This is a genomic window from Amphritea pacifica (assembly GCF_016924145.1).
Classification (GTDB): Bacteria; Pseudomonadota; Gammaproteobacteria; order Pseudomonadales; family Balneatricaceae; genus Amphritea; species Amphritea pacifica.
On the sequence record NZ_JAFFZO010000125.1, the window covers coordinates 1 to 436 of the forward strand.

Annotated in this window: 1 protein-coding gene and 1 pseudogene; both read left to right on the forward strand. The window is 49.5% G+C overall.

Annotated elements, in window-relative coordinates; genetic code table 11:
• A pseudogene (locus tag JW499_RS21710) lies at nucleotides 1–180 on the forward strand (hypothetical protein); the annotation flags it as partial.
• On the forward strand, nucleotides 177–436 hold a 260-nt coding region (locus JW499_RS21715; protein ID WP_228356390.1), incomplete at its 3' end, for an antitermination protein. The pseudogene JW499_RS21710 and the gene JW499_RS21715, both read left to right, overlap by 4 nt.

A 436-nucleotide genomic window follows, 5' to 3' on the forward strand; every position in this document is an offset into this window, starting at 1 on the left:
GAACGAATCAGCAACTCACAAAACGGGATCGTGAAAGAAATCAAAGGCGCGGACACGTTCATCTTTGGTCATACGCCAGCAGTGAAACCACTCAAGTTTGCCAACCAAATGTATATCGATACCGGCGCAGTGTTCTGCGGAAACCTAACATTGATTCAGGTACAGGGAGAAGGCGCATGAGACTCGAAAGCGTAGCTAAATTTCATTCGCCAAAAAGCCCGATGATGAGCGACTCACCACGGGCCACGGCTTCTGACTCTCTTTCCGGTACTGATGTGATGGCTGCTATGGGGATGGCGCAATCACAAGCCGGATTCGGTATGGCTGCATTCTGCGGTAAGCACGAACTCAGCCAGAACGACAAACAAAAGGCTATCAACTATCTGATGCAATTTGCACACAAGGTATCGGGGAAATACCGTGGTGTGGCAAAGCT